Consider the following 23,534-nt stretch of genomic DNA (forward strand, 5'->3'; position numbering starts at 1 on the left):
ACCTGTCTTGTCAGTCGCCCGTCGCGGCTTTGATTTTTGGCTGTTGCGCATTTGGTTCTTGGATTGGCTGTTCGATCGGCTTTTGGATTTTTGCTTCATTGTTGGTCGCCTCTGCCGGGCCGCTGGTCGGCTCTTGCGGCGGATTTTTTTCACTGCTGGGGTCGGTCGATTCCGGTTTGACGTCCGGACCTTGTTCCTTGCTCTCGGACTTTGTCTCGGGCTTGGCCGCCTGGCCCGTGACGGCAAAGCGCAGCCGCATCCAGGCGCCGCGCTGGCCCTCGCGGAAGTCGGAGGCGTCCTTGAGCTCGATCCGCCCGCCATGGTCCTCCAGCACGCGGCCGACGATCGCAAGCCCGAGGCCGGTGCCCTTCGCCCGGGTCGTGACATAGGGCTCAAGCAGGCGCGCGCGGGCGACCTTGGGCAGGCCGATGCCATTGTCGATGACGTCGATCAGGATGTCGTCGTTCTCCCGCTGCGCCACGACGTCGATCCGGCCCTTGCCGAGTTCCTCCCGCGGGACCTGCTCGATCGCCTCGGTGGCGTTCTTGATGATGTTGGTCAGCGCCTGCGAGATCAGGCGGCGGTCGAACTGCGCGGGCAGCGGCGACTGCTTGATGTCGGCCTCGATGTCGAGATCGGGATGGGCGACCTTCATCAGGAACACCGCCTGGCGCACCACGTCGGCGACGTCCTCGCCTTCCATCACCGGCTTCGGCATCCGCGCAAAGCGCGAGAATTCGTCGACCATGCGCCTGATGTCGTCGACCTGGCGCACGATGGTGTCGGTGCACTGCTCGAAGATCGACTTGTCCTTCGCCTCGGTGATGGTCTTGCCGAACTTGCGCCGGATGCGCTCGGCGGAGAGCTGGATCGGGGTCAGCGGGTTCTTGATCTCGTGGGCGATGCGGCGGGCGACGTCGCCCCAGGCCGAGGTGCGCTGCGCCGACACCAGCTCGGTGATGTCGTCGAGCGTGATGATGTAGCTGTCGCGCGACTGGCTGGTCTGCTCGGCCGAGACGCGAACCGACAGATTGCGCTCGTTGCCGTCACGCAGGATCGTGACCTGTCCTTGCACCAGACGCTGCGTGCCCTCGCGCGCGGTCTTCATCATCTCGTCGAGCTCGGGCAGCACGTCGGAGAGCGGATGGCCGAGCGTCTCGGACTCGGCGTGGCCGATCAGCTTCTCCGCTGAGCGGTTGAGCACGCCGATGGTGCCTGATGCGTCGACCCCGATGATCCCTGCGCTGGCCGATGACAGCACCGCCTCGATGAAGCGGCGGCGGCTGTCGATGGTTTCGCTGGCGTCGACCAGCTCGTTGCGCTGGGTGCGCAGCTCCTGGGTCATCTTGTTGAAGATTTCGCCGAGCTGAGCCAGATCGCCCGCGGTCCTTTGCACGGGGACCTGCACATTGAGATTGCCGGTCGAGATCTCGCTCGCCGCGCCCATCAGCTGGCGGATCGGTGCCACCAGCCCGTTGGCGAAGTTGAGGCCGATCAGCACTGAGGCCATCAGGATGGTCAGCGCAATCACCGCGAACATCAGGGCGAACGCGACCTGGATGCCGAGCCTGCGGGTCTCGAGCTGGGCATATTCGGCCGCGCTGGTCTGGGTCTGCTTGAGCTGGGCAACGACCGCCGGATCGAGCAGCCGCGCCACATAGAGGAAGGTGTCGTCGAAGGTCTTGAGGCGGACCACGGAGGCGACATAGCTCTCCGGGAACACCGAGATTTCGGGATCGGTATCGTTGACCTTGCTCAGAAATTCCGGCGGCGGCAGCGCGTAGCTCAAATTGATCCCGGTCTCGGCGCTCTCCAGGATGGTGCCGTTCTTGTCCATCAGCACCACGACCGGCAGGTTGCGCGCGGCCGCGGCGGCCGTCAGGAACTCGCGGAACGACAGCCGATCCTGGTCATAGAGCGGCGTCAGGCGCGCGCGCGAGATGTCGTTGGCCATCCCCAGGATGTCGCCGCGGATCAGCTGGGCATGCTCCTGCATATAGGCGCTGGCAATCGTCAGCGAGTTCTGGATCACCTGCTTGGTAGGACCCGAGAACAGCCGGTCGAGGCCGCGTTCGATGGTGACGTTGGCGACGATCGACACCAGCACGGCGGGCAGCACCGCGATCACCGAGAACAGGCCGACGATCTGCACGTGCAGCCGCGCCGCCGCCCGGCCGCGCCGCCTCGCCTGCACCATCTGCCAGACCTCGCGGACGATGATCCCGACCAGCAGCAGGATGGTGCCGGCATTGATCATCAGGAACGAGCGCACCACCTCGGGTGTCGGCTCGATCGGGGTCAGGTTGGTGAGCACCACGAAGGTGAGAAACGCCGACAGCAGCGCGATGGCCACCGCGAACGGCGCCAGCCAGCGTCGCAGAGGAAAGCCCCGCACCTCTGGCCGAGCCTGTGTATTGGGCTCGGCCGGGGTCGCGTGTAACGTTGAAGCGGTGGTCTCTGCGCTGGTCATACCGGCAATTGAGCTGAGAGCGATCGCCCGCGGGAATTGCGAACTGATGCAATCATATCACAATGTTGCCGAATTGCGACATTTCCGCGGCGCAAACCGCGGTGCGGCGCCGTGTCCTCAACACCTTTTGTGACTACTCAGTAAAGGCGGCGGGAGCAGCGCCCCGCCGCCATCAGCCCTAGCCGCCGCTGCGGTAGACCTGGATATCGAGGTCGCGGATCTTCTTGCGCAGCGTGTTGCGGTTCAAGCCGAGCAAGTCGGCGGCCCGGATCTGGTTGCCGCGGGTCGCCGCCAGCGCCGCGGTCAACAGCGGAATCTCGATCTCCTTGAGGATGCGATGGTAGAGGCCCGGCGGCGGCACGCCGTTCGGGAAGCCCGAGAAATGCGAGGACAGATAGGCCTCGACCGCGCCGCCGAGATTGTCGACGCCGACGGTTGCCGTGCTGCCCGAGGTGACCGCGGGCGGCGCCAGCTCGCCGTCGATCACGGAGGCGGTGATGACGTCCTGCGGATAGAGCGCGGCAAGCCGCCGGGCGAGGTTCTCCAGCTCACGGACGTTGCCCGGCCAGCGGTGCTGCTTGAGCCGCTCCAGCGCCTGGGTGTCGAGCTTCTTCGGCGGCAGGCCGTCCTTCTCGGCGAGCGAGAAGAAGTGCCGGATCAGGTCCGGCAGGTCCTCGATGCGCTCGCGCAGCGGCGGCAGCCGCAGCGGCACCACGTTGAGGCGGAAGAACAGATCTTCGCGGAACAGCCCCTGCTGGATCAGGATGCGCAAATCCTTGTTCGAGGCGGCGACGATGCGGACGTCGGTCTTGATCGGGGTGCGGCCGCCGACGGTGGTGTATTCGCCCTGCTGCAGCACGCGGAGCAGACGGGTCTGCGCCTCCATCGGCATGTCGCCGATCTCGTCGAGGAACAGCGTGCCGCCCTCGGCCTGCTCGAAGCGGCCGGAAGCGCGGGTGTTGGCGCCGGTGAACGCGCCGCGCTCGTGGCCGAACAATTCGGACTCGATGAGGTCGCGCGGGATCGCCGCCATGTTGACCGCGACGAACGGGCCGTTGCGGCGCCTTCCGTAGTCGTGCAGCGCGCGGGCGACCAGCTCCTTTCCGGTGCCGGATTCACCCGAGATCATCACGGTGAGGTCGGTCTGCATCAGCCGCGCCAGCACGCGGTAGATTTCCTGCATCGCCGGCGAACGGCCGACCAGCGGGATCGAGTCGAACTCGCCGTCATCGGCGGGGCTCGAGACCCGCTCCTTCGGCTCGGCCAGCGCGCGGCCGACGATGGTGATCAGCTCCTTCAGGTCGAACGGCTTTGGCAGATATTCGTAGGCGCCACGCTCGGAGGCGCGGATCGCGGTCATGAAGGTGTTCTGCGCGCTCATCACGATGACCGGCAGGTTCGGCCGCATCTTCTTGATCCGTGGCAGCAGATCGAACGCATTCTCGTCGGGCATCACCACGTCGGTGATGACGAGATCGCCCTCGCCCTGGCTGACCCAGCGCCACAGCGTGGCGGCGTTGCCGGTCAGGCGCACCTCGTAGCCGGCGCGCGACAGCGCCTGGTTCAGGACGGTCCGGATGGCGGTGTCGTCGTCAGCGACAAGTATGCTACCTGCAGGCATTGTTGTTCCTCATCGTGCGTCCTGAGAGGCAGGCGACGGCGTACCCGGAACGTCATCGCGGTTGCTTTGGTCGTGGTGCTTGGCGGCGCTGTACATCGGCATCAGCACGCGGAAAGTGGTCTTGCGCGGCTGCGACTCGCATTCGATGATGCCGCCGTGATCGCCGACGATCTTGGCGACCAGCGCGAGGCCGAGCCCGCTGCCGGTCTGCTTGGTGGTGACGAAGGGATCGAACAGGTTCGGCAGCAAATCTTCCGGCACGCCTGAGCCGTTGTCCTTGACGCAGAATTCGAGCGGCAGCGAGACCCGCGATTTCTTGCCGGGCACCGACAGCCGCACGCCCGGCCGGAACGCCGTGGTGAGCTGGATTTCCGCGTCGGTGCCGAGATCGGCGACCGCTTCGGCCGCATTCTTCACCAGATTCAGGAACACCTGGATCAGCTGGTCCTGGTTGGCCAGCACCGGCGGCAGCGACGGATCGTAATCCTCGATGAAACGGACGTTGCGGGCAAAGCCTGACTGCGCCAGCCGCTTCACATGGTCGAGCACGGAATGGATGTTGACCGGGCCGCGCGCCACCGGGCGGTCGTCGCCGAACACTTCCATGCGGTCGACCAGCGTGACGATGCGGTCGGCTTCGTCGCAGATCAACCGCGTCAGCAGCCGGTCCTCTGAGGAGGCCTGCTGCTCCAGCAGTTGCGCGGCGCCGCGGATGCCCGACAGCGGGTTCTTGATCTCATGGGCGAGCATCGCCGCAAGCGCGATCACCGAGCGCGCGGCGCTGCGATGGGTGAGCTGGCGGTCCATCTTGTCGGCGATGGTGCGCTCCTGCAGCATCACCACGATATGCCCGGGTCGCTCGGTCAGCGGCGCGACATGCAGGTCGACCTGGCGATCGCCGCCGATCCGCGGCGTGCCGAGATCGACCTTGTACTCGTTGACCGGCGAGCCGTTGGTCCGCACCTGCTCGATCAGCGCGAGCAGCGGGCTGCCGAACGGCACCAGTTCCTTCAGCGACTGCCGGCGCAGGAACTGCGTCGAGATCTCGAAGAAGGATTCGGCGGCGATGTTGGCGTCGACGATGCGTCCATCGGGTGCGATCAGCAGCACCGGATTGGGCAGCGCATTGAGGATGGCCTCGCCATCGGTGGGCACGGGCCGGCGAAATTCCATGGCTGACGTCATGCGGCAGCACTCCAAGCAAAATCGTCGTAGGCTTGCTCGAGCGAGCGATGCACGCTGGACGGCTCCTCCGAGGTCAGGATGGCCTGCCGCCAGGTCTTCAAGGTTGCCGCAGGCGCGCAGCTGTAAGCCGCCGCGGTCTCGAGCGCCCAGCCGAGATGCTTGCGCGCATGCCTGAGGCCGACACGCAGGCCGTAATGGCTGCAGACCTCGTCATAGAGCGCGCGGATATGCTTGAGCTGCTCCGCGAGCGACGGCGCGCCCTCAGGGATCCCGCCCTCAAGCCGGCGGCCGATCTGGCCCGGCAGCCAGGGCTGGCCTTGCGCGCCGCGGCCGATCATGACGGCGTCGGCGCCCGACTTCTCCAGCGCGCCGACGGCCTTGTCGAACGAGGTGATGTCGCCGTTGACCACGACCGGGATCGTGACGCCATTCTTGACCACGCGCACGGCATTCCAGTTCGCCTCGCCCTTGTAGAACTGGCAGCGGGTGCGGCCATGCACGGTGATCATCTGCACGCCCGATGCCTCGGCGCGGCGCGCCAGTTCGGGCGCATTGAGCGAGCGATCGTCCCAGCCGAGCCGCATCTTCAGCGTCACCGGCACCTTGACGGCAGCGATGGTCGCGTCGATCAGCGTGACCGCGTGGTCCAGGTCGCGCATCAGGGCCGAGCCGGACTGGCCGCCGGTCACGTGACGCGCCGGGCAGCCCATGTTGATGTCGATGATGTCGGCACCGGCGCCTTCGGCAATCCGCGCGCCCTCCGCCATCCAACGGGTCTCGCAACCCGCAAGCTGGACCACATGCGGACCGATTCCGGCTGCCTCGCAGCGCAGCTTCGAGATCGGCTTGCCGTTCACCAGATCGTCGCTTGCCGTCATCTCCGAGACCACCAGGCCGGCGCCCAAGCGGGCGGCGAGTCGCCGAAAGGGCGCGTCGGTGATGCCGGACATGGGCGCGAGGAGAACCCGGTTGGCGACAGCAATGTCGCCTATCTTCAATGGGTTACGAGCAGTACTTTGTACGCCGGTCACAGCCGTCTCGTCGTTCTGTCAGCCACGTCATTGCAGCCGACGCTGTTCATTTTGCGCACAATTCTTGTGCAGTCAAGGCTCATGCCTACGGTTTAGACAGTTCTACCACCAGCGCAAGTGCACCGCAACAAAATCTGCTTTTCCCACAGTCATCGGCAAACGCTCTGTTTTTGCGCAGCGGTCATGCTAAGGGCTGTCCGCGGCGATCCCGCCGCCCTCTCCACATCCCCGATTCGTCTGTCATTGGTTCAAAATGCCGAAGTCTGAGCGTACCGCAGCCCTCCTTGTCGCAGCCGGCCGTGGACTGCGCGCCGGCGCCGGCGGGCCGAAGCAATACCGGACGATCGGCGGCCAGACGGTGATCTACCGCGCCATGGAGGCGTTCTCCGGACATCCGGACGTGTTCGCGGTGCAGCCGGTGGTCAATCCTGACGACGCCGCGCTGTTTCGCGAAGCCGTCGCGGGCTTGCGCCATCAGCCGCCGACGCCGGGCGGCGCGACCCGTCAGGCCTCGGTCCATGCCGGGCTCGAGGCACTCGCAAGCGAGAAGCCGGACATCGTGCTGATCCACGATGCCGCGCGCCCCTTCGTCACCGCAGCTGTCATTTCGCGCGCGATCGCCGCAGCCGGCCGAACCGGCGCCGCGATCCCCGTGATTCCCGTCACCGACACGATCAAGCTCACGGGCGATACCGGTGATGTCGAGGCGACGCCGGAGCGCGCGCGCCTGCGCATCGCGCAGACCCCGCAGGCGTTTCGTTTCGACGTCATCCTGGAGGCGCATCGTCGCGCTGCGCGCGAAGGCCGCAGCGATTTCACCGACGATGCGGCGCTTGCCGAATGGGCGGGATTGACGGTTGCGACGTTTGAAGGTGATCCTGCCAACATGAAACTCACCACACCCGAAGACTTCGTGCGCGAGGAAGCGCGGCTCGCCAGCCAGCTCGGCGACATCAGGACCGGCACCGGCTACGACGTGCACGCCTTTGGCGACGGCGACCATGTGATGATCTGCGGCGTGCGCGTGCCGCACACCAGAGGATTCCTGGCCCATTCCGACGGCGACGTCGGACTGCACGCGCTGGTCGATGCGATCCTCGGTGCACTGGCCGACGGCGACATCGGCTCGCATTTCCCGCCGAGCGACGCCAAGTGGAAGGGCGCCTCCTCCGACCAGTTTTTGAAATATGCGGTCGAGCGCGTCACGGCGCGCGGCGGGCGGATCGCCAATCTCGAGGTGACGCTGATCTGCGAGCGGCCGAAGATCGGCCCGCTGCGCGACACCATGCGGGCGAAGATCGCGGAGATTTCCGGCGTCCACATCTCGCGCGTGGCGGTCAAGGCGACCACCAGCGAACGGCTCGGCTTCACCGGCCGCGAGGAAGGCATCGCGGCGACCGCGAGCGCCACGATCCGCCTGCCCTGGAACGAAAACGGCTGGAGTGCCTGATATGGGCGGCAGCGACGCTCGTGCCCTCTCCCGCTCGCTGCTCGACCTGTGCCGGATGCGCAAGCTGACCATCGCGACCGCCGAATCCTGCACTGGCGGCCTGGTCGCGGGGGCGCTGACCGACATCCCCGGCTCTTCCGACGTCATCGACCGCGGCTTCGTCACCTATTCGAACGAGGCCAAGCGGGTCATGCTCGGCGTCAAGGCGGCAACGCTGGAGACATTCGGCGCGGTCAGCAAAGAGACCGCGACCGCGATGGCGATCGGCGCGCTGGAAAAGGCCGGCGTCGACCTCGCGGTCTCGATCACCGGCATTGCCGGTCCCGGCGGCGCGACACCGGGCAAGCCGGTGGGCCTGGTGCATTTCGCCGTCGCCGCGCGCGACGGCCGCATCCTTCATCGCGAGCAACGGTTTGGCGCGATCGGCCGCAGCACCGTCCGCCAGCGCTCCGTCGTCGAAGCGCTGCGCATGCTGATGGAGCTTGCGCGGCCGCCGCAGGCCGCCAAGCCGCGCCGCGAGACCGCGAGCCGGCTGCGGCCACGAGTGGCCCGTTCGCCGCGCAGCCACGCCGCGAAACGCCGCCGGCCGCCGCGCGGATAAGCCCTACGAGAGCCGAGTCGCGCGAACGGCCGCTTCACACTACCTTGTGTCGACTGCGGCCCAGTGACGCCATCTCAGGTGGAACTTTGACGTCGCCTCGCCGTTTTCTGTTCTTCCAACTCTGCTGTTTCATTGGTCTTCGAACAGCAAAATCCCACAACAAGGAGAAAATGATGAAGTTGGGAACTTTGGTCGTGGCCGCAATCACCACTGGCGCCATGACGCTGTCGACTGTCGCGCCCTCGTTCGCCGCTCCGCTCGCGCCCGCGCGGTTGCAAGACCAGCCCACCTCCGTCGAGCATGTGCAGTACCGTCACTGGCATGGCGGCGGCCCGCGTTACGGTTATCGCGGTGGATACCGCGGCGGATACCGGCATGGTGGCGGCGGAAACGGCGCGGCGATCATCGGCGGGCTTGCCGCCGGCGCGATCATCGGCGGCGCAATCGCCGCGAGCCAGGCCAAGGCCAACAACGACGCCTATTGCTCCCAGCGCTTCCGCTCCTACGACCCCGCTTCGGGCACCTACATCGCATCCGGCGGCGTGCGTCGCTCCTGCCCGTAAGGACGGCGCGCACCATACGCATCATCCGTCATGCCCGGCCTTGTGCCGGGCATTTGCGTTCCGGCCACAATTTGAGCCGCGGACGAAACGGGTTCGCTATGTCGACAGCTGAGGCTTGCCGTAAACCTGGTCCGCGCGCTTCTCGAACGCAGCGGAAAATCGTCCAAACGCGGCGTCGAACATCGTGCCCATCAGCATCGCCAGCATCCGGCTCTTGAACTCGTAATTCAGGAAGAAGCCGACATCGCATTCGGTCTCCGACTTCGGCTCGAAGCTCCAGCGATTCTCCAGATTGCTGAACGGGCCGCGCAGATACTCGACCAGGATCTTCAGATTGGGCCGGTCGAGCGTCACCCTGCTGGTGAAGGTTTCCCGCACCAGCTTGAAGGAGACCGTCATGTCGGCCACCACGATTTCGGTGCCGTCGTCCTTGGGCGTGCGCTGGCGGATCTTGAGCGACTGGCACAACGGCACGAATTCCGGATAGCGCTCGACGTCGGCGACCAGATCGAACATTTGAGGTGCGGTGTGGCGGACCCGCCGCTTGCTTGAGAATCGAGGCATCAGTGGATACTCGCACGGTTTTGCTTGCGTGCGAGGTCGCCGAGGTAGGCGTCGGCTTGCGCCCGGCGCGTAAAGCAGACGAAGGATTGACCGGGACGCAAGCCTTCGAAGAATTCGATCAGGAAGGGCCGCTGCTGCCGGCGGTAGGTCCAGACATAGCGGAAGAATTCGAGATCGATCTTTTCGGGACAGCCTTCCGCCATCTCGGGCCTGACCTTGCCATAGCTCTTCGCGATCCGCGTCAGGATGCCGACCATGCAGGTCGACCGTGGCAGGTCGAACCAGATCACCGTATCGGCGAGTTGCCGACGCAACTCGCCTGCGCTTTTGGTGTAGTTGCCGTCCATGATCCAGCGCGGCTGCTGGGTCACCTCGGTCATGCGGCGCCCGAATTCCTCCCGGTTGGACGCAACCCAACCGGGTTTCCAGAACAGCGCGTCGATCGACACGGCCGGAATGCCCGTCATCTCGGACAGCCGCCGCGCAAAGGTCGACTTGCCGGATCCCGACGATCCCATCACCAGAACGCGTTGCATTGGTTCAGTCCGCAGCTCAATCAAGCAATAGGGCGCGGTGATGCCGGTTCACCGCACGTGTTCAACGCACCTGGCATCTAGCGGCCGCGGGCCGTGCGCGCCGCCTGCAATTTCGCAAAATCCTCGCCGGCATGATGCGACGAGCGCGTCAGTGGGCTCGCCGACACCATCAGGAAACCCTTGGTATAGGCGACGCGCTCATAGCCCGCGAATTCGTCCGGCGTCACGTAACGCATCACGGCGTGATGCTTGCGCGTCGGCTGCAGGTACTGGCCGATGGTCAGGAAATCGACCTCGGCCGAGCGCAGATCGTCCATCACCTGCAGCACCTCGTGCCGCTCCTCGCCGAGCCCGACCATGATGCCCGACTTGGTGAAGATGGTCGGGTCCATCTCCTTGACCCGCTGCAGCAGCCGGATGGAGTGGAAATAGCGAGCGCCGGGACGGACCGTCAGGTAACGCGACGGCACGGTTTCCAGATTGTGGTTGAAGACGTCGGGCTTGGCCGCGACCACGCGCTCGAGCGCGCCGTCCTTGCGCAGGAAGTCCGGTGTCAGGATCTCGATCGTGGTGGTCGGACAGCGCGCGCGGATGGCGCGGATCGTCTCTGCAAAATGCGCGGCGCCGCCGTCGGCGAGATCGTCGCGATCGACCGAGGTGATCACGACATGGGCCAGGCCGAGCTTGGCGGTCGCCTCGGCGACGTATTCCGGCTCATGGGCCTCAAGCGCGCCGGGCATGCCGGTCTTGACGTTGCAGAATGCGCAGGCGCGCGTGCAGGTATCGCCCATGATCATGAAGGTGGCGTGCTTCTTGTCCCAGCACTCACCGATATTGGGGCAGCCGGCCTCCTCGCACACCGTGACGAGGCCGTTCTCCTTCACGATCTTGCGGGTGTCGGCATAGCCGCGCGTATTCGGCGCACGGACCCGGATCCAGTCCGGCTTCGGCGGCGACACGGCATCCGGCCGGTTCACCTTTTCGGGGTGACGCGGGCGGACGGGCGTGGAGGAGATGGTGTCGACGATAGTGACCATAAGGAGCCTGCAAGTCGCGAGAGCATGATCCGGAAAAGTGGCGACCGGTTTTCCGACCAGATCATGCTCCCAACCAAAGGGCTTAGCTAATCGGTGTTGGCGCGGCTCGCAACCCGCGCGGCGACCCTAGCAGACCAGCCGATATATTGGCAGTCTTGCGGCCCGTTCCACGCCGATTCCCACCTCAAAATGGCTCAAAAACCCCGATCGACAAAACCCCGATCGACCCCTGCGACCGCGCCGCGCCTCGGCAAGGCGCTGAAACGCTCCTTCTTCGATCGCAGCGTCCACGAAGTCGCGCCCGACCTGATCGGCACGACCTTCCTGGTCGACGGCGTCGGCGGCATCATCACCGAGGTCGAGGCCTACCATCACACCGAACCCGCCGCGCATTCCTACCGGGGACCGACCCCGCGCAACCAGGTGATGTTTGGCCCGCCGGGCTTCTCCTACGTCTACCGCTCCTACGGCATCCATTGGTGCGTCAACTTCGTCTGCGAGCAACCAGGCTCGGCCAGCGCCGTGCTGATCCGCGCGCTCGAGCCGACCCACGGACTGGCCGCGATGCGGCGACGGCGCGGAGTAGAGGACGAGCATGCATTGTGCTCGGGGCCGGGCAAACTCTGCGAGGCGCTCGGCATCACCATCGCGCACAGCGAATTGCCGCTGGACCGTCCGCCGATCGCGCTCCACGCGCGCACCGAAACACCCGACATCGTCGCAGGCGTGCGGATCGGCATCACAAAAGCCGTCGACCTGCCCTGGCGCTACGGGCTGAAGGGATCGAAATTCCTCAGCAAGCGGTTCTGAGAGTCACACGGCGTGATGGCAGACGGCCTCGATCCGGTTGCCGTCGGGATCGCGCAGGAACGCGGCATAATAAGAGGTGTGATAGTCGCGCAGGCCGGGCGCGCCGTCGTCGGTGCCGCCGGCGGCGATGCCGGCATCCCAGAACGCATCGACCTGGGTGCGCCATTTCGCCTTGAAGCACCAGTGGCGGCCCAACGCCTCCTCCGGCCTCGGCCCTTGCGGATCGAGAGATAGACGCGGTCCGGATAGGCCGGCCGCGCCCGCTCGCCATAGCCGAGCCAGTCGTCGCGGCGCCCGACCTTGACCACGTCGAGCACCTTCATGATGGCGTCGTAGAAGCGTTCGGCGGCGGCGATGTCGGAGACCGTGATGGAGACGTGGTCGAGCATCGCCGCTTCCGTCCGCTATGACGCCTTCTTCAGCCGCTCGATCGCCTCGAGGATCTTGGCGCGACGCTCCAGGGCGGCCTCGCGCTTCTCCTTCTCTTCCTCGACCAGCTCTTCCGGCGCGTTGGCGACGAACTTCTCGTTGGCGAGCTTGGCGTCGACCCGCTTGATGTCGGCGTCGGCCTTGCCGAGCTCCTTCTCCAGCCGGGTGCGTTCGGCCGCGAGATCGATCACGCCCTTCAGCGGCAGCGCGACGACCTCACCGCGCACGAGAAGCTGCACCGCGCCTTCCGGCGCCGCGTCGGCGAAGGAAATGTCGGACAACCGCGCCAGGCGCTTGATGGTGTCGTTCCAGCGCTGCGCGCGATCCCGTGTCTCCTCGGAGGCGCCCGCGAGCACCAGCGGCGTCAGGGTCGACGGCGGGATGTTCATTTCCGCCTTCACCGAACGCATCGCGGTGACGAGATCGACCACCCAGCCGATCTCGGCTTCGGCCGCGGGATCGCTGAACTCGTCCGCATCGAGCGCGGCAATGACAGGCGGAATGATCGGATCGACAACCGGACCGACGGTTGCGATCGCCACCAGCTGCTTGTCGGTCACGCCCGACTTGCGCGGCCAGGACGCCAGCACCAGCAGGCCGTCGCGCTTGGCCGTCACGGCCCACAGCTCTTCGGTGATGAAGGGCATGAACGGATGCAGCAGCTTGAGGATCTCGTCGCGCGTCCAGGCGATCATGGCGCGGGTCTCGGCCTTGGCCGCACCCTCCTCGCCCATCAGCACCGGCTTTGCGAGTTCGAGATACCAGTCGCAGAACACGTTCCAGACGAAGCGGTAGATAGCGGCCGCCGAATCGTTGAAGCGATGATCCTCGATCGTCTCGGTCACCTCGCGGGTGACGCGCGAGGTCTCGTGCGCGATCCAGCGGTTCAGTGTTTCCTTGACGCCCTTCGGATCGAAACCGTCCGGCTTCACGCACTCGTTCATCTCGGCGAAGCGGCAGGCGTTCCAGAACTTGGTCGCAAAATTGCGGTTGGTCTCGACCAGATGCGGCGACAGGCGGATGTCGTGGCCCTGCGCGGCCTCGCGGGTCAGCGCGAAGCGCAGCGCGTCGGCGCCGAATTCGTCGATCACGCCGAGCGGATCGATGACGTTGCCCTTCGACTTCGACATCTTGGCGCCCTTCTCGTCGCGGACGAGACGATGGATGTAGACGGTCGAGAACGGCGCCTGCTTCATGAAGTGGAGGCCCATCATCATCATGCGGGCGACCCAGAAGAAGATGATGTCGAAGCCCGTGACCAACGTGTTGGTCGGGTAGTAGCGCGCGACCTCCGGCGTGTCGTCGGGCCAGCCCAGCGTCGAGAACGGCCACAGCGCCGACGAAAACCAGGTGTCGAGCACGTCCTCGTCCCTGACGATGAAGCCCTCGCGCTTGGCGGGGTCAGTGGCCATGTCGTGGCCTTGCTCCGGCGTGATGACCTCCTGCTCGACGTAATAGCCGAGCGCATTGCCGACCGCCTCTTCCTCGGTCTCGGCGACGAACACCTTGCCGTCGGGCCCGTACCAGGCGGGAATCTGATGTCCCCACCAGAGCTGGCGCGAGATGCACCAGGGCTGGATGTTCTCCATCCACTCGAAATAGGTCTTTTCCCAATTCTTCGGCACGAAAGTGGTTTCGCCCGAGCGCACCGCCGCCATCGCCGGCTGCGCCAGCGTGTGGGCGTCGACGTACCACTGGTCGGTCAGATAGGGCTCGATCACGACGCCGGAGCGGTCGCCATGCGGCACCATGTGGGTGTTGGGCTCGATCCGCTCGAGGAAGCCGAACTCCTCCAGCCGCGTCACGATCTTCTTGCGCGCGGCGAAGCGCTCGATGCCGTGAAACTCTGCAGCGAATTCGGCGGCGCCTTCCGGCAGGCCGCGCAGATAGTCCTCATTGTCGACCAAGCTGAGGCTGCCCTCCTGGTCGAGCACGCTGATCTGCGGCAGGCCGTGGCGCTTGCCGATCTCGAAGTCGGTGAAGTCGTGCGCCGGCGTCACCTTGACCGCGCCCGAGCCTTTCTCCGGATCGGCCACATCGTCGCCGACAATCGAAATCTTGCGGCCGACCAGCGGCAGGATGACGTGCTGGCCGACCAGATCGGTGAAGCGCTCGTCGTCCGGATGCACCGCGACCCCGGTGTCGCCCAGCATCGTCTCCGGACGCGTCGTCGCGACCACGATGAAAGATTTCGGATCATCCGGGCTGAAACTGCGGCCCTCGATCGGATAACGCAGGTACCAGAGGCTGCCCTTGACCTCGACCTGCTGCACTTCGAGATCGGAGATCGCGGTGAGCAGCTTCGGGTCCCAGTTCACAAGGCGCTTGTCCTTGTAGATCAGCCCTTCGCGGTGCAGCTCGACGAACACCTTGACGACGGCGCGCGACAGGCCCTCGTCCATGGTGAAGCGCTCGCGCGACCAGTCGCAGGACGCGCCGAGGCGCTTGAGCTGGTTGACGATGGTGCCGCCGCTCTCGGCCTTCCACTGCCAGACCCGCTCGAGGAATTTGGCGCGACCCATGTCGCGGCGGCCCGGCTCCTGCCGCTCCATCAGCTGGCGCTCGACCACCATCTGGGTGGCGATGCCGGCGTGGTCGGTGCCGGGCTGCCACAGCACGTCACGGCCGCGCATCCGCTCGAAGCGGCACAGGATGTCCTGCAGCGTGTTGTTGAGCGCATGGCCCATGTGCAGCGAGCCGGTCACGTTCGGCGGCGGGATCACGATGGTGAAGGGCGCGGCGTCCTTACGCTCAGGCCGGCCGGCCTTGAACGCACCGCTCTCCTCCCAGATCTGGGCCATGCGGTGCTCGATATCGGCGGGCTGGTAGTTTTTCTCGATCATGACAATGCGCTGTGGACCATGGGAAAGGTTAGAAAGCCGCCGGAGCGCACCAAGTCAACCGGACCGGCACGTCAAAACGGCGTTGAGAGCGTTTTCGAGCGAAGTGGATACCAGTTCGCGTGAAGAAAACGCGTCAAAACAGGGATCTAGAGTTTCGGCTCTGATATTATCAGAAGCGAAACTCTGGGGCATTTGGGGGCTGAATGAGGGCTGCCAAGCCCCTGCGGCAGGGGCTATCGCCCGCGGGATACCCGCTCGATCTCGGCCTTGACGATCCGCTCGACCAGCCCCGGCAAATTGTCGTCCAGCCAGGACTTCAGCATCGGCCGCAGCATCTCCTTGACGAGATCCTCCAGCGTCCGGGCATTGTTGCTCAGCACGGTGTTGGCCAGCGAATTGAAGGCGGATTCGACCGCCCGCATCGTGGTTCCCGAGATGATCTGCTGCATCGGCGCGGTCTCGATCGCCGGCGGCTCGCGGACAGGTTCTCGCGCTGGTTCCGGAGCCGGCGCACGGGTCCGGGCTTCCGTGAACTCGACATCGTCCTGTGGCTCGACCTTGCGGAACGAGGGCGCGGGTGCCGGGTCAGGCAGCGCCATGTCGTCGGTGAGCTCGAACACATCGGCTTCGGGCTGCGATGGTCTGATCTCGGCTGCGGGCGTCGCCTCGTCGAGGCTCGCCAACAGCGAATCGATATCGTCCTGGCTGTTGCTGGCCGCAGCAGGCGCAGGCGGCGGTGCCTTCGGCGCGGGCGCGGCGGCCTTCGCGGCCGGGGGCGATGTGGGCGGCGGGCTCTTGATCACGGGCTTGGCTGCGGGTGGTGCCGGCTCGACCTTCGGCGGCGGTGCCGCGGCAGCTGCCGGCTTGTCGGCCGCGCCCGGCTTCGCCTCGTCGTCGGCAATGATGCGACGGATCGACGCCAGGATCTCCTCCATCGAGGGCTCTTGGACCTTCGCAGGTTGCGTCATCTCCGACTCCACATCGAAACGATTTTACATCAAGCCCGAGAGGATTCGCCGGTTCCGATGATGCGTGCGGAGAATTTCATTGCTCCCGCCCGACTTGTCCCCAGATCAAGCCCGCCCGAGGCTTTGTGCAAGCTTCGTGTCGTCCAATGCAGCGTGATCACAGGTGGCGTCGCACCTGTCATCACGCTGCGCCAGCTCGCCGCGAATCGCCTTGCTGCCCGACAAAACGGTATGTCAGGGCAAATATCGATTGCAAGCAGACGCGCCAGTTCGTGGTCCTGATTAACTCAGAACCACAAACATGGCGCGACAAGCGAAGATGACCTGAAGGTGTTTAGCGGCCGTCGGGCGTGCGCACGCCGGCCCAATTGTCACGAACCTGCTGATAATGCACGCTCGGATCGTAGACGCTGGTCGGAAGGCCCATCACCTGCGGCGACAGACGACCGATGAAGTTCAGCACGTTGTAAGACGCGACGACGCGGTCGTGCTGCGCGGTAACGAGCGAATTGCGGGCGTTGACAAGCGCCTGCTGCGCGTTGAGCACGTCGAGCGTGGTGCGCTGGCCGGCCTTGGCCTCTTCACGGACGCCGTTCAGCGCGATCTCGGACGCGGACACCTGAGCCTGCGCCGATGCCACCTGCGATTTGCCGGCGACCAGCTGGCCCCATGCGGTGACCACGTTGGCGCGCGCCTGATCCCGCGTCTGTTCCAGAACCTGGCGCTGCTGCGCCAGCGATTCCTTGGACTGCCGGATCAGCGAGTATTCGCCGCCGCCCTGATAGATCGGCAGCGACACTTGAACCCCCGCCGAGGCATTGAAGAGCCGGTACACGGTCAACTGCGTTTCATAGCCCTGGCTGACCGACAACTGCAGCCCAACTGTCGGCAGCAGCGCGCCCTCGGCAACCTTGGTCTGCAGGTAATTGATGTCGACGCCGTACATCGCGGAGGTGACGTTCGGGTTCTGGGTCAGGCCGAGTTCGACAGCAGCCGAGAGCGTCGCTGGCAGGAACCGGTCGACTGGCGAGCCCGGTGCGAGATTCTGCGGCTCGGTGCCGATGATGCGGCGATAGTTCGACCGCGTCGTCGTCAGGTTGGATTCCGCGGTGAGCTGCTGGGTCTTGCCGGCCGCGAGCTGGGCCTCGGATTGTGCAACGTCGGTCCGCGTCACTTCGCCGACGTTGAAGCGGTCCTGGGTCTGCTTCAGCGTCTGTTCCAGCACGCGCGTATTGCTGCGCTGGACTTCGACGATCGCGGAGTCGCGGAGATAGTCCATGTAGATGGTGGCCGCGCTCAAGAGCACGGTCTGCTCGAGCGCACGCAACGCTTCACGTGCCGACGATACCTGGCTTTCGGCAGCGCGCACCCTCGGCGCGTTCTGCGCATTGTATAGCGACTGGCTGGCGGTGATGCCAACGCTCCGCTGCCTGCTAACGCCGGACAGAGCCGGGGTCCCCGGCGTCAATTGCTCATCGGTGTATTGTCCCCCGGCAGTCGCGGTCAGCGAGACCTTCGGGCGGTAACCCGAGAGCGCTTGCGGAACGTTTTCGTCAGTCGAGCGCACCAACGCACGCTGTGCGTTGAGCTGGGGATTATTCTGGTAGGACCGCACCAGCGCGGACTCGATCGTTTCGGCGAGCGCGGGCACAGGGCCCATCTCCGCCAACAGAAGGACGGCAGTCGCAGCCGCGGTGATAACCTTCACCCCACGCATCCCCGGTAATCCAATCATTTAGTCGCCGTCTCCCCACGCACGTCAGTCCGGCGGTCGCTTCAGTCGAAGTGAGTCCGGCCTCACCTTAGTCCGCAGCTAAGGCCAACGGAACCACCCAGCAACGGATCACGGTCGAAACTCTTCACATGGGGCAAACGGGCCACACTTCTGATTCGGAACGGGATTTTATCAGCCACTGCGCCGCGGTAGTGGTCAGAAGACGAAGGCGGGAAGCCGCTCGAATCCGGGCAAAACGGGGGCCGTGGCGTCGAACAGCTCGCGATGTCCGAAATCGCCGTGGGAGTGAGTCACAAGGGTGGCCCGCGGCGGCGGCGTCAGGCCGAACACCCCGACCAGCCGGCCCCCCTCCTTGAGCTGGCCAAACAGCCCGGCCGGAATGATCTCGGTCGCGCCATTGAGGACGATGACGTCAAACGGCGCGCCAGCGGCATCGCCGTCGGCGGCCGCTGCGGCCTTGCCCGTCGCATTCTGGATGCCGAGCTGGGCGAACGCTGCGGTCGCTTTTGCGGCGAGCGCCGGATTGCTCTCGGTCGCGCTGACCTCGGCGGCGAAGCGCGCCACGATGGCGGCGGCGTACCCGGTTGCGCAGCCGACCACCAGGACGCGGTCGGTGGCCTTGATCTCGGCGGCCTGCAGCATCCTGGCGAGCAGCGCCGGCGTGATCAGGCAGCGCTTGGCCGCGCCGCCCTCGGCCACATCGAGATCGAGGTCGAGATAGGCCAGGGCCTGCTTGCTGGCCGGCACGAACACCTCGCGGGGCACCGTCAGCATGGCTTCGAGAATGCGATCATCGGTGACGTCGCTCGGACGCACCTGACCATCGACCATGTACTGGCGCGCGGTCGAAAAACCGGTCATTGGCTGGACCCTGCAAGGCGCGGCATTGCCGCTGGAGAAGCTAGAACAGGGCCATCTTTTGAAACAAGCTCCGCCAAAACGCAACACGCCGTTGGCGTGCAAAATGCGCCCCGCTGTGCCGTCTATTCGATCGTGACGGCAAGCCGGCCGATCAGGCGGGCCACTTCATCGAGATGCTCGGAATCATGCTCCTCGACCGCTTTCGCGAGCCGGCGGACGCACTCATCGTCGCTGATCTCAGGCGCATCATTCGGAACGAGCGTCGGCTGCGGCATCGACAGGTCGATCAGGTTAATGGACATCGAAATCACCTCTCAAGACCCGGCAAGAGGAAGTGTCGACCGCTATTGAGTCGATTTGACGACGTTTCTTCTCTGTCCGCAGCAGGCCACGGGCTTGTGATCGACGATGAGGGCTATTGATGGGGCCAAAACTGGCTCCCCGGGCTGGAGCCCCTGCCCTATGATATTTCGATGAAATTTCGTCATGTCGATTTCGATACCAACGCCGATACCAACATAGCCCGGAGGCTGGATGACCGGGTCTCGCCCGGCCATCCGCTTCGTCAGTTCACGGTACCAAGGTATGGCACCAGCTGGACGTCCTTAGCGTCGGCCTGGGCGATCTGGCGGGCCGCGTCGACGGCGAAGCCCAGAGCCCCGTCGATTGAAGTCAGTGGCATGATGATAGTGCACTGCGTGTCCCACACTTCATCCCCGGCGACGCTGAAATGGAGCCGGACGAGGCCGGCGCCGAGCGGCTCGACCTTGTTGAGCTGGGTCGCGGTGTACTCCGGCGCGCGCCGGTTGGATGCAGACCTCCTCATGCGAGCACCCGTTCCAGATCCTCGGCAAGCGACCATGAGATGTCCGTCCGGGCGGAATGATCATACATCATCACCCTGGCCTTGGCCCGAAGGCCGGCGGTGCCGACGGCGGGAACCGTGGCCAGCGTGTCCAAATGGGCATCCCTCTGGCTCTCCATCGCTTGATACTCCGGGCGCTCGTCACAGTCATCGTCATCCCCATGGGCATCCACAAAGGCTTCAAGGGCCTCGTCGAGCTGGCGCACCCCGGCCGCGGCGTCGACCAGGGCGGCATCAGCGGTCGCCGGTTCGGCAATGGCACCGGTGGGGACTAGGGCGGCGGCGACGGCCGCCCCGGCAAGAAAGAGCCGTCTGGATGTGCTACTATCTTTATTGGCCTGCATAGGACTAACCTCCTAGTGTGGGTCTGGCCCGTCTCGGTGTCACAAGCACCTTGGCGGGCCGCAAAGTTTAGTGTATTAATTGTAGTTGAGATATCCAGTTTGTCAACTACATTTAATGCGCGCGATATGGGCAGGCCTCCCTCTAAGAATCCAAAAACGCTCCCCGTCTCCGTAAGGCTTCCGCCGGCGGTAAAGGATGCTGCCGAGAAAGCGGCCGCTGCGGACACGCGCTCGCTTTCTTCCTTCATCGAGAAGCTGCTCACAGACTACCTGAAGAAAAACAAGTATCTAAAGCACGACTAAAATCGGGTTGCGCTCGCCCAACGGTTGCATGAGACTTGAGCCTTTCAAGTCGGGGGCTCATTTATGGAAGATACCGGCACAGGCCTCCTCTGGGGGCTCGGGTTTATGGCCGTTGCGGCAATCTGGGTTGGGTGGATGGCTCAATCGTGGAAACGCCGGACCGGCGCCGCATGGGGCTGCGGAACTATCGTCTTGATGATCCCGCTATTCCTTTTCCTTTACTTCGCGACAGCAATGCAAAGTCCCGCGCTGTATCAAAAGGGCAGCGCGTGGGCAGCGCTCGGCTTTTTGGTTGCGCTTCTCGTAGCCGTCTTCATGCTTATCATCGTCGCCACGCTGCCGAAGCGAAAAGAATGAACTTCAGATGAGTGAATCAGATCGAGTGAAGCTCATCTCCGAGAAGCGCTGGGAGCTGGCAAAAGCTCACCTTGATCGTGCCGATCAATCCGCCAACATGATGAGGGGCATCCTCTTCCCAAGCGCAAGCGCTGCAATCGCCTACGTACTTCAACAGAGAGCATCCGACGGGAATTCCCTGCACGTCGTGTCCTTGCTGTTGTTTCTTGGCTCGGCCGCTCTCGTGTTCGTCAGCTGGGACCTTCAAAAGCAAAAATCGATCGATCGGTTTAATGCGCTGCTGAACAACGATCTCGCTACCTATGACACGCATGCTACGCTTCGACCGAACCTGACGCTTGATCGGTTTTCTGGCGGGCTGTTCGGCCTGGCGGTCCTTTTTGAAGCGCTCATCATGTTCACAAAATAGCGCTAGTCGCCGCTTTGCGGTCGAAGTGCTGCTCGCATGTCCTCGATCGAGGACTGCGCGATAAACCGTAGCTCATGCTTCACCGCTTCCATGTCGCCGCGCTCTTGGGCTTCCTTCGCGCGCCTCATCGCTTCGCGGCGCTCAGCGCAACGGCAGGTCATTTTCCGAGCTTCGGGTTTGGCTTGAACGTCTTGATCTTTCCGACCGCCACGCCGTCCTCTGGATCACTGGGATCAGCGAGACTGCCGGTGTTACGCGCTTTCTTCCAATTGCTGCTACCGTGCACCAGGACCTCCGGCTTTTTGCCGAACAAGTCACGCGCCTTCTTGAGGCCGGCCGGAGTTCCCTTATCGGTTATGAAAGCTCTGCGCACATTCTCTAATGCAGTATCAGCAGTCACGTCAGTGAACAGCTGGCACTCTCCCATCTCGATATGCTTGTCCATCGCGACAAATGGCGAACCGGCTGGAAAGCTCACCTGGCCTGGGGCGAAAGCCGCTGGCGAGTATCTGAACTTCGGCTTCTGTCTGGTCTCGATCAGAGTAACATTGTTGCCGAAGCAGTCATCGGTCGTTGTAGACGTGCTGGCCGTGAGGTCTCCGGCAACGTAATAGCCGTTTACCGGAAGGATAGCGTTACGGTCCACATATCCTGATGGCCAATAGCAGGACAACGCTTTTCTAGTCAGGTTCACGTCGTCAAACGCGATCCACATTCGGCAAGCGCTGTTGGTCCTGCTCCCCTCCGTGTCCGGGGTCATGATGGTGTCCGCGTCACCGAGAATGCCATCCGTTGAGCAAGACCTCGTCAAATCTAATGACAGCAAAAGATGGTGCCACTCGTCCGGCGTTACTTCCTGCCCGCCTGCTCGCGCCGCATCGCTCAAATGTTCGGAAAACGACACATCGCCAACATCGCTTGCGGGCACAGTCCGGAACGTTTCCGGGCGATACCCCATAACAACGTCGGCATTACTTTCGTAGGTTAACGTTACGGTAATCTCGTTGAATGGCAGCACTCCATAGTGGCCTTCGAGATCGCAGATCGAACCGTCGCCGGGGGTATGATTGTTGACGGGCGGACTACATTCATCGGTCGCAACTGTCGAAGAATAGAGCCCCATCGATCCAGGTCTCTCGGAGTTGGCAATCACGGACCATGAGCCCTCGAAGGTCGCGCGGTTACTGCTAGGCAACACGATGTTTACTGACAATTTCGGAACGTCGCCGCTGCAATCGATCCCGATGTATGACGGGTCTATGTCGCGGTTTTCATCATTGAAAACCAAGTGTGGCTCCTCATCAGGTTGCGATGGCGTGGGATCGCCGGTCACAACCCATCCGCAGCTGCTCGTATCCCAAGAATAGTTCGTGATCGAGGGCAAGGTGCCGACGTCTCTTTGGACAAAATCGAACTTCCGCCCAGTTCTCGGAGAGCCAAAAACCGATATTGGGACAATGCCGGTAAAAGTCGGCCGGTCGTCTCCGCTATCTTTCCAAGCTGCGAATTCTGCTTTAGCTGCCGCGAGCGACTCCGCCGGCGCGCGAAACCAGATTGACATGAAAAGCTTCTTCGACGGGGGCACCGTCTGCGGGAGTTCAATGTAACTCTCATCCGGAAATTCAACGGCGAGACCGCCGAAATTGACGTTCACAATGTATTGGAACGGATCGAGCCGATATGGCGGATTAAGCCCATTCGCTCCTACGACCTTTCCCTCCGGCGCCTCGCTCTCATCGATCAGGTATTGATTGAGCAACTTGGTTTGCCCGCCGAGCCCCATGACTTCGTTGGCATTGCCCTTGTGCTTCAGGTACGTGGGGACTTCATACTCGATGTAGTCGCCTTGGTCGCCCTTTGTCGTCAGATCCTTTTGGTAGTCGTCTGACGGGATCACATATTCGAGCAGGCCAGGATTGGCCTCGGCTGCCGCGTCAATGATGTCGTCGTAATTGGTCTCATAGCGGACCACGCGGCGCACCTCGACCTCGCGGGAGGATTGCAACATCTCGTTAGTCGCGTTTAAAAACCGACCCATTCCGCTGCCGCCGTTGTCCTCGGTTCCGGTCTCGACGCGCGGGCGAAAGGCCTTAATGACCTTTATTGGAATCCATTGCTCTGGATCGTTGACGTCCTCTTCGCTCTCGGGGTCACAGAGCTTGATGATCTCAATTTCGCGCGAGGGCGTGCCGTCAGCTGCATAATCGTCGGCGTTTGGATCGTCGCACCATCGGAACCTGTGTTGCAAACCTTGCGACCAGAGCTTGCCCGGCATGTTAGCCTTGCTTTTGGCGATATCGGTGCGCTCCATGTCGGCGTACACGTCGCTAAGGCGCTCGCCTTGTTTGTTGGTGCCGAAGATGCGGGAAATATGCGTCTTGCGGCTCTCCGGCGCGTTGGTCAAATCTCGCCCTCAATAATGGACGAAAGCTTGCCTTCGGCACGAAGCTTCGCTTCTACTTCCGGGGTCATCTCCATCGAAACCATGTGTTTCGGCATGGAATAAGGACCCCGTTTCGGGGTGATCGGCATCCAATCGGGACCCCGGGATA

At 63.9% G+C, this 23,534-nt stretch carries 22 protein-coding genes and 1 pseudogene; 6 read left to right on the plus strand and 17 right to left on the minus strand.

Features of this window, described 5'->3' with window-relative positions; translation table 11 throughout:
• Positions 1–10 precede the first annotated feature (10 nt).
• The 4 genes from V5279_RS23390 to dusB all read right to left on the minus strand — a co-directional run bounded on the left by V5279_RS23390 (position 11) and on the right by dusB (position 6,274).
• Positions 11–2,470: a sensor histidine kinase NtrY-like gene (locus V5279_RS23390; RefSeq protein ID WP_338688224.1), complete on the minus strand. Its 2,460-nt coding sequence runs from the start codon at positions 2,468–2,470 to the stop codon at positions 11–13.
• 178 nt (positions 2,471–2,648) lie between these two features.
• Positions 2,649–4,091 carry a nitrogen regulation protein NR(I) gene (ntrC, locus tag V5279_RS23395; RefSeq protein ID WP_029084144.1) on the minus strand — a complete coding sequence of 481 codons (1,443 nt, stop codon included), beginning with the start codon at positions 4,089–4,091 and terminating at the stop codon, positions 2,649–2,651.
• Positions 4,092–4,100: 9 nt separating this feature from the next.
• Positions 4,101–5,276 (minus strand): two-component system sensor histidine kinase NtrB, encoded by a 1,176-nt coding sequence (locus tag V5279_RS23400; RefSeq protein WP_029084145.1) that lies wholly within the window; start codon positions 5,274–5,276, stop codon positions 4,101–4,103.
• A complete protein-coding gene (gene dusB, locus V5279_RS23405; RefSeq protein WP_338688231.1) occupies positions 5,273–6,274 on the minus strand; it encodes a tRNA dihydrouridine synthase DusB in 1,002 nt (333 codons plus the stop codon). Before dusB ends, V5279_RS23400 begins: the two co-directional genes overlap by 4 nt.
• A gap of 286 nt (positions 6,275–6,560) precedes the next feature.
• On the opposite strand from dusB, the gene V5279_RS23410 reads away from it, so the two are divergent.
• The 3 genes from V5279_RS23410 to V5279_RS23420 all read left to right on the plus strand — a co-directional run bounded on the left by V5279_RS23410 (position 6,561) and on the right by V5279_RS23420 (position 8,921).
• Positions 6,561–7,757 (plus strand): bifunctional 2-C-methyl-D-erythritol 4-phosphate cytidylyltransferase/2-C-methyl-D-erythritol 2,4-cyclodiphosphate synthase, encoded by a 1,197-nt coding sequence (locus tag V5279_RS23410; protein WP_338688234.1) that lies wholly within the window; start codon positions 6,561–6,563, stop codon positions 7,755–7,757.
• Between the two features lies 1 nt (position 7,758).
• Positions 7,759–8,358 carry a CinA family protein gene (locus tag V5279_RS23415; RefSeq protein WP_029084148.1) on the plus strand — a complete coding sequence of 200 codons (600 nt, stop codon included), beginning with the start codon at positions 7,759–7,761 and terminating at the stop codon, positions 8,356–8,358.
• A 170-nt stretch (positions 8,359–8,528) separates the two neighbouring features.
• The gene (locus V5279_RS23420; RefSeq protein ID WP_165123659.1) at positions 8,529–8,921 is read left to right on the plus strand and encodes a BA14K family protein; all 393 of its coding nucleotides are present in this window, start codon (positions 8,529–8,531) and stop codon (positions 8,919–8,921) included.
• Between the two features lie 96 nt (positions 8,922–9,017).
• Here V5279_RS23420 and V5279_RS23425 read toward each other — a convergent pair whose 3' ends face one another.
• The 3 genes from V5279_RS23425 to lipA form a co-directional block, all read right to left on the minus strand.
• Positions 9,018–9,485 carry a type II toxin-antitoxin system RatA family toxin gene (locus V5279_RS23425; RefSeq protein WP_029084150.1) on the minus strand — a complete coding sequence of 156 codons (468 nt, stop codon included), beginning with the start codon at positions 9,483–9,485 and terminating at the stop codon, positions 9,018–9,020.
• Positions 9,485–10,021, minus strand: a complete 537-nt coding sequence (locus V5279_RS23430) for an AAA family ATPase (RefSeq protein WP_338688244.1) — start codon at positions 10,019–10,021, stop codon at positions 9,485–9,487. Before V5279_RS23430 ends, V5279_RS23425 begins: the two co-directional genes overlap by 1 nt.
• Positions 10,022–10,098: 77 nt before the next feature.
• Positions 10,099–11,058, minus strand: coding sequence for a lipoyl synthase (gene lipA, locus V5279_RS23435; protein ID WP_166295402.1), 960 nt, complete (start codon positions 11,056–11,058; stop codon positions 10,099–10,101).
• A gap of 189 nt (positions 11,059–11,247) precedes the next feature.
• Between lipA and V5279_RS23440 the strand changes: the two genes are divergently transcribed.
• Positions 11,248–11,868, plus strand: a complete 621-nt coding sequence (locus V5279_RS23440) for a DNA-3-methyladenine glycosylase (RefSeq protein WP_338688248.1) — start codon at positions 11,248–11,250, stop codon at positions 11,866–11,868.
• Between the two features lie 3 nt (positions 11,869–11,871).
• Here the strand turns inward: V5279_RS23440 and V5279_RS23445 are convergent.
• From V5279_RS23445 to V5279_RS23480, 8 genes and pseudogenes are all read right to left on the minus strand, one after another.
• Positions 11,872–12,257 (minus strand): annotated as a pseudogene (locus V5279_RS23445) (VOC family protein).
• Positions 12,258–12,272: 15 nt separating this feature from the next.
• Positions 12,273–15,140 carry a valine--tRNA ligase gene (locus V5279_RS23450; protein WP_338688251.1) on the minus strand — a complete coding sequence of 956 codons (2,868 nt, stop codon included), beginning with the start codon at positions 15,138–15,140 and terminating at the stop codon, positions 12,273–12,275.
• A 233-nt stretch (positions 15,141–15,373) separates the two neighbouring features.
• Complete coding sequence (locus V5279_RS23455; protein WP_338688254.1) at positions 15,374–16,108, minus strand: DUF2497 domain-containing protein; 735 nt, start codon at positions 16,106–16,108, stop codon at positions 15,374–15,376.
• A 334-nt stretch (positions 16,109–16,442) separates the two neighbouring features.
• On the minus strand, positions 16,443–17,825 hold the full coding sequence (locus V5279_RS23460) for a TolC family outer membrane protein (RefSeq protein ID WP_338688257.1): 1,383 nt from the start codon (positions 17,823–17,825) through the stop codon (positions 16,443–16,445).
• Between the two features lie 213 nt (positions 17,826–18,038).
• Positions 18,039–18,704, minus strand: a complete 666-nt coding sequence (locus V5279_RS23465; RefSeq protein ID WP_338688260.1) for a protein-L-isoaspartate O-methyltransferase — start codon at positions 18,702–18,704, stop codon at positions 18,039–18,041.
• 122 nt (positions 18,705–18,826) lie between these two features.
• Positions 18,827–19,006 carry a hypothetical protein gene (locus tag V5279_RS23470; RefSeq protein ID WP_166295390.1) on the minus strand — a complete coding sequence of 60 codons (180 nt, stop codon included), beginning with the start codon at positions 19,004–19,006 and terminating at the stop codon, positions 18,827–18,829.
• Positions 19,007–19,269: 263 nt separating this feature from the next.
• Positions 19,270–19,530: a hypothetical protein gene (locus tag V5279_RS23475; RefSeq protein WP_338688266.1), complete on the minus strand. Its 261-nt coding sequence runs from the start codon at positions 19,528–19,530 to the stop codon at positions 19,270–19,272.
• Positions 19,527–19,913, minus strand: a complete 387-nt coding sequence (locus V5279_RS23480; protein ID WP_338688269.1) for a hypothetical protein — start codon at positions 19,911–19,913, stop codon at positions 19,527–19,529. The genes V5279_RS23475 and V5279_RS23480 overlap by 4 nt, the downstream gene beginning before the upstream one ends.
• 366 nt (positions 19,914–20,279) lie before the next feature.
• On the opposite strand from V5279_RS23480, the gene V5279_RS23485 reads away from it, so the two are divergent.
• Both V5279_RS23485 and V5279_RS23490 read left to right on the plus strand, forming a co-directional pair.
• The gene (locus V5279_RS23485; RefSeq protein ID WP_338688272.1) at positions 20,280–20,573 is read left to right on the plus strand and encodes a hypothetical protein; all 294 of its coding nucleotides are present in this window, start codon (positions 20,280–20,282) and stop codon (positions 20,571–20,573) included.
• A gap of 7 nt (positions 20,574–20,580) precedes the next feature.
• The gene (locus V5279_RS23490; RefSeq protein WP_338688274.1) at positions 20,581–20,982 is read left to right on the plus strand and encodes a hypothetical protein; all 402 of its coding nucleotides are present in this window, start codon (positions 20,581–20,583) and stop codon (positions 20,980–20,982) included.
• Positions 20,983–21,139: 157 nt separating this feature from the next.
• Here V5279_RS23490 and V5279_RS23495 read toward each other — a convergent pair whose 3' ends face one another.
• On the minus strand, positions 21,140–23,386 hold the full coding sequence (locus V5279_RS23495) for a hypothetical protein (protein ID WP_338688277.1): 2,247 nt from the start codon (positions 23,384–23,386) through the stop codon (positions 21,140–21,142).
• On the minus strand, positions 23,383–23,514 hold the full coding sequence (locus V5279_RS23500) for a hypothetical protein (RefSeq protein ID WP_338688279.1): 132 nt from the start codon (positions 23,512–23,514) through the stop codon (positions 23,383–23,385). Before V5279_RS23500 ends, V5279_RS23495 begins: the two co-directional genes overlap by 4 nt.
• Positions 23,515–23,534 lie beyond the last annotated feature (20 nt).

Origin of the sequence: Bradyrhizobium sp. 26S5, assembly GCF_036923295.1 — a bacterium.
Taxonomy (GTDB): domain Bacteria; phylum Pseudomonadota; class Alphaproteobacteria; order Rhizobiales; family Xanthobacteraceae; genus Bradyrhizobium; species Bradyrhizobium septentrionale.

Excerpts from the sequence above, each read along its gene's own strand:
- V5279_RS23390 (WP_338688224.1), bottom strand. The coding sequence starts at position 2,470 with ATGACCAGCGCAGAGACCACCGCTTCAACGTTACACGCGACCCCGGCC.
- ntrC (WP_029084144.1), bottom strand. The coding sequence starts at position 4,091 with ATGCCTGCAGGTAGCATACTTGTCGCTGACGACGACACCGCCATCCGG.
- V5279_RS23400 (WP_029084145.1), bottom strand. The coding sequence starts at position 5,276 with ATGACGTCAGCCATGGAATTTCGCCGGCCCGTGCCCACCGATGGCGAG.
- V5279_RS23410 (WP_338688234.1), top strand. The coding sequence starts at position 6,561 with ATGCCGAAGTCTGAGCGTACCGCAGCCCTCCTTGTCGCAGCCGGCCGT.
- V5279_RS23415 (WP_029084148.1), top strand. The coding sequence starts at position 7,759 with ATGGGCGGCAGCGACGCTCGTGCCCTCTCCCGCTCGCTGCTCGACCTG.
- V5279_RS23420 (WP_165123659.1), top strand. The coding sequence starts at position 8,529 with ATGATGAAGTTGGGAACTTTGGTCGTGGCCGCAATCACCACTGGCGCC.
- V5279_RS23425 (WP_029084150.1), bottom strand. The coding sequence starts at position 9,485 with ATGCCTCGATTCTCAAGCAAGCGGCGGGTCCGCCACACCGCACCTCAA.
- V5279_RS23430 (WP_338688244.1), bottom strand. The coding sequence starts at position 10,021 with ATGCAACGCGTTCTGGTGATGGGATCGTCGGGATCCGGCAAGTCGACC.
- lipA (WP_166295402.1), bottom strand. The coding sequence starts at position 11,058 with ATGGTCACTATCGTCGACACCATCTCCTCCACGCCCGTCCGCCCGCGT.
- V5279_RS23440 (WP_338688248.1), top strand. The coding sequence starts at position 11,248 with ATGGCTCAAAAACCCCGATCGACAAAACCCCGATCGACCCCTGCGACC.
- V5279_RS23450 (WP_338688251.1), bottom strand. The coding sequence starts at position 15,140 with ATGATCGAGAAAAACTACCAGCCCGCCGATATCGAGCACCGCATGGCC.
- V5279_RS23455 (WP_338688254.1), bottom strand. The coding sequence starts at position 16,108 with ATGACGCAACCTGCGAAGGTCCAAGAGCCCTCGATGGAGGAGATCCTG.
- V5279_RS23460 (WP_338688257.1), bottom strand. The coding sequence starts at position 17,825 with ATGCGTGGGGTGAAGGTTATCACCGCGGCTGCGACTGCCGTCCTTCTG.
- V5279_RS23465 (WP_338688260.1), bottom strand. The coding sequence starts at position 18,704 with ATGACCGGTTTTTCGACCGCGCGCCAGTACATGGTCGATGGTCAGGTG.
- V5279_RS23470 (WP_166295390.1), bottom strand. The coding sequence starts at position 19,006 with ATGTCCATTAACCTGATCGACCTGTCGATGCCGCAGCCGACGCTCGTT.
- V5279_RS23475 (WP_338688266.1), bottom strand. The coding sequence starts at position 19,530 with ATGAGGAGGTCTGCATCCAACCGGCGCGCGCCGGAGTACACCGCGACC.
- V5279_RS23480 (WP_338688269.1), bottom strand. The coding sequence starts at position 19,913 with ATGCAGGCCAATAAAGATAGTAGCACATCCAGACGGCTCTTTCTTGCC.
- V5279_RS23485 (WP_338688272.1), top strand. The coding sequence starts at position 20,280 with ATGGAAGATACCGGCACAGGCCTCCTCTGGGGGCTCGGGTTTATGGCC.
- V5279_RS23490 (WP_338688274.1), top strand. The coding sequence starts at position 20,581 with ATGAGTGAATCAGATCGAGTGAAGCTCATCTCCGAGAAGCGCTGGGAG.
- V5279_RS23500 (WP_338688279.1), bottom strand. The coding sequence starts at position 23,514 with ATGCCGATCACCCCGAAACGGGGTCCTTATTCCATGCCGAAACACATG.